Below are 3,704 nucleotides of genomic sequence, written 5' to 3' on the forward strand. Positions count from 1 at the left end.
CAAAATGGCTCTAGAGCCATTTTGGGAGGCCAGATTTGAAGGCACCAGTTATGGATTTAGGCCAGGTAGGTCAACACACGACGCCGTAGCTCGGATTTATTTGGTAATCAATAAGAAAGCCAATCATGTCCTAGATGCGGATATATCTAAGTGCTTTGACAAGATAGACCACGCCTACCTACTGAAAAAGCTCCAATGCACAACTCCAGTCAGAAAGCAGGTGAAAGCCTGGTTAAAAGCTGGAATTATGGACAAAGGAGCCTTTGAAAAGCCAATAGCGGGAACCCCGCAAAGGGGAGTAATATCCCCGCTATTAGCCAACATAGCCCTAGATAGGATGATTCGGGATGTTGAAGCGCAATTCCCAAAGAAACAAGGGAAAAACGCACAGACACCAATTAGAATCATTCGTTACGCCGATGACTTTGTGGTTTTACACCCAGAGTTAGAGGTCATTTACAAAGCTTCTGAGGCAATCAAGGCTTGGTTAGCTCCAGTCGGATTGGAGTTAAAGCCGGAAAAAACCAGGATATGTCACACTCTGAATCCAGTATGGGTTGAAGAAAGTGAATTGACTGAGAATCCCGGATTTGACTTCTTAGGATTTACCATCCGGCAATTCCACATAGGCAAACACCACAGTGGAAAAAGTGGAGCCCCCGTTCCTCACAACCTAAGAAATACCAAGGAAGCGAAGGAATGGGGATTATTGGGGTTCAAAACCATAATAAAACCAAGCAAAAAGGCAATCAAAGCCCACCATGCAGCCCTCAAAGTGGTAATAAAATCCGAAAGAACAGCCCCACAAGCGGGACTCATTCGGCTACCACCGAAGAAGGAAAAACTGTCTGGGTGGATGGAAACGTGCAGAGCGGCTTACAACTATGGGTTAGCCGAGATTAAAGACTGGTGTAATAGCAGGAAATGCTTGATGACACGATGTTCCATAAAACACGAGTACATCATGCCGTCCGACCTGCCATTTCCTAATGAGATAAAACAACTTAACGCATTGCCAAAAGCAAAGAAAGTATTTCCCCGATTAGGTGAAGTCCCTTCTCAAGTTTTGCAGCAAGCCGTAAAGCAGTTACATCGAGGATGGGAAACTTTTCAAGCAAGAGGGACTGGGTTTCCTAGGTTTAAGAAGTATGGGCTCTTTTAGTCTCTACTATTTCCACAGTTTAAAGAATCTCCTATAGCGGGCAATACGATCCTCTGGCCTAAGATTGGCAATATTTTAATTAATTTGCATAGACCGATTCCATATCGTTTCGCAATTAAACAGGTACGCATAATCAAGAAAGCAGATATCTGGTATGCCAGTATTAGTATTCAGTCTGATGTTAATGTACCCGCTCATAAGCCTCATGGTCATCCGATTGGAGTAGATATTGGCTTAGAAAAGTTGATCGCGACCCGTGATGGCGTTCTCGTCAAACCACCCAAATTTCTTAGGGGAGCATCCCAATGCTCGCCGCCCTCACCCTTTTTGGGAGAATGGGGCTGGTGGGGGATGAGGGCAGACTGTCCAAACATCGGATGCACCCTTTTTTAGAAAGATGCTCTTCAAGCTGAAATCGCTGCAACGCAGACTAGCTAGGAAAAAGAAACGGTCAAGTAATTACGAGAAGCAACGCATCAAAGTAGCGCGGATGCACCACACAATTGACAATACTCGCTCATATTTTCACTTTGAACAAGCGAATATGTTCTGTGTGAGTCTGCTGACATGGTAATCATGGAAGATTTAGACTTTCGGATTATGGCTAAGGGGATGCTTGGCAAATATATGCTTGATGGTGGATTTGGACAATTTCGTTCGATCGTCAAGTATGTTTGCTGGAAGTTAGGAAAATTCTTTGCAGAAGTCAATAGCCGAGGGACAAGTCAAGAATGTCCTGAATGTGGTGCGATCGTTAAAAAAACCTGAAAGTAAGAGTTCATCATTGCCTTGAATGTGGGTTCACCATTGACAGGGATGTTGCTTCAGGTTTAGTAATTCGTAACCGAGGGATTGCCCTCATTAGTTAGTACCGATGGATGGTCGGGAAAGGAAACTGTCTGTTCCGGCGATCAAGCGGGGGCCCCAAAGTCTAGCCAAGTGCCGAAATCCCGTAAGGCTTGCCTTGAGCGCAGCCGAAAGGAAACAACCAGAAAATCTCTGAAGTGATTCAAGTAAGCCAGCACGCGATCCGCCCAAGCGGTCAGTGTCTGGAGATGTCACTAGTGCAGGGATAAATCCCTACAAATCAAGAAGACCGCCTCAAATTTGCTCAAATTCCCTGGATTTCTCTTTGACAATCTCCGTCGCGATCGCGACGGGGATTCTTAAGACTGTACAGCCTTAATATCCCTATGGTCAGGGTTTCCGGGCGCAATCCTTTGTCCAAAAATGGCGGTCTGCTATCAAGCGTCTGACAAGGAGCTTCCTCGGTCGTGACTTTCCTCCAGTCCGGGGGTAGGTTTTAACGTCTTTTACTGACGATTTAATCGGTTCAGAACCTTAGTATGGGTTGTGATTAATTATGTTGAGCATCCGTACTGCTGTTAAGCTAGATACTTGATTTCTCAAAATTCGCAACTTTCGAGTCTTTTGACGATAGCACACTGGCCAGACATTTGTGCAATTGGTAGAGCTGATAGGCAGGATAAATCCTGCCTATCCCTTTCATCCCTGGACTAAAGTCACAGGGTTTTCAGGGTATTTTTTATAAAATCAAGGCAACATTGCCACAAAAGAGATCTCTTTGTCCTAAAGAGCAAAATTCCCACCGCATAAGCCTGTGGGAATGATTGGGGTCTCACCGGAATTGCTCCGAACCCGGATTTTACCCGATCGCAATACCTCTGAAGGTTGGCAAACTGCTCCAGTCACAAGCTACGATCCAGTTATTGTTCGTCAAGGAAAAGTATTTTATGAATCCTAAAACTGAAACCGAAGCCATCTCCACCGAAAAATCTACCCAGTTAGCTGAGGAAGCCGCGCAACTTAGAATTGAGATCAACGCCTCAGAAGCAGGGGCGTTGGCCCCTTTCTCTCCGGCTACTCAAGAACCGAGTCAATTCGAGGAAATCGTGGATAGTGTCACGGCCATCTTAGGGGATCTGCCGATCTATGTCACGAGTTTCGTCAGCGAGTACCAACGACCCATTATTACCGTCGGACTGTTTTTGTCTGCACTGGTGACTGTCAGAGTGATCCTCGCGATGGTGGATGCTGTGAATGATGTCCCCTTGCTTGCTCCGTTTTTTGAATTTGTGGGCATCGGATACTCGGCGTGGTTTGTCTATCGCTATTTACTCCGGGCCTCTAACCGTCAGGAGTTAGCCCAGGATATTTCTGCCCTCAAAGACCAAGTGGTCGGCCACCATCCTATGTAATCAGAATATCACCCATTTAAAAGACCCTCTCAATAATCTGAGAGGGTCCTTAATCGCTAATCCGGGTCAAGGTTTGGGGTGCAATATTCTCATAAGACCTCATGGTATGCGGGAAACGAGCGTCACTTTAGTGCTCAGAGGTCCGCGACACGAGCGATTTTAATCGCCGTGGTCTTTGTCTTGTTGACACTCCCGATGTCTAAAGACACGGGGATTCTTGCACAGCCTTAGACCAAAGCCTAAGTCTGATGGGCACTGTCAAAGTGCCTCTAATAAGTCCGCTCAAATTAGATTTGAACTTTCCCTTTACGTTTAGGTTACGA

5 protein-coding genes are annotated in these 3,704 nt (G+C 45.8%); all 5 read left to right on the forward strand.

Translation table 11 applies throughout. The annotated features are described in order from the left end of the window. On the forward strand, nucleotides 1-1,162 hold a 1,162-nt coding region (locus J0895_RS23425), incomplete at its 5' end, for a reverse transcriptase domain-containing protein (protein ID WP_242541542.1). Between the two features lie 397 nt (nucleotides 1,163-1,559). After that, complete coding sequence (locus J0895_RS26885) at nucleotides 1,560-1,736, forward strand: hypothetical protein (protein WP_340643573.1); 177 nt, start codon at nucleotides 1,560-1,562, stop codon at nucleotides 1,734-1,736. Next, a complete protein-coding gene (locus J0895_RS26155; RefSeq protein ID WP_242541543.1) occupies nucleotides 1,730-1,930 on the forward strand; it encodes a zinc ribbon domain-containing protein in 201 nt (66 codons plus the stop codon). The genes J0895_RS26885 and J0895_RS26155 overlap by 7 nt, the downstream gene beginning before the upstream one ends. A gap of 853 nt (nucleotides 1,931-2,783) precedes the next feature. After that, nucleotides 2,784-2,927, forward strand: a complete 144-nt coding sequence (locus J0895_RS23435; protein ID WP_207090403.1) for a hypothetical protein — start codon at nucleotides 2,784-2,786, stop codon at nucleotides 2,925-2,927. After that, nucleotides 2,917-3,381 (forward strand): CAAD domain-containing protein, encoded by a 465-nt coding sequence (locus J0895_RS23440; RefSeq protein ID WP_207090404.1) that lies wholly within the window; start codon nucleotides 2,917-2,919, stop codon nucleotides 3,379-3,381. The genes J0895_RS23435 and J0895_RS23440 overlap by 11 nt, the downstream gene beginning before the upstream one ends. Nucleotides 3,382-3,704: the final 323 nt, after the last annotated feature.

The sequence above is a fragment of the Phormidium pseudopriestleyi FRX01 genome (genome assembly GCF_017313335.1).
GTDB classification, from domain to species: Bacteria; Cyanobacteriota; Cyanobacteriia; order Cyanobacteriales; family Laspinemataceae; genus Laspinema; species Laspinema pseudopriestleyi.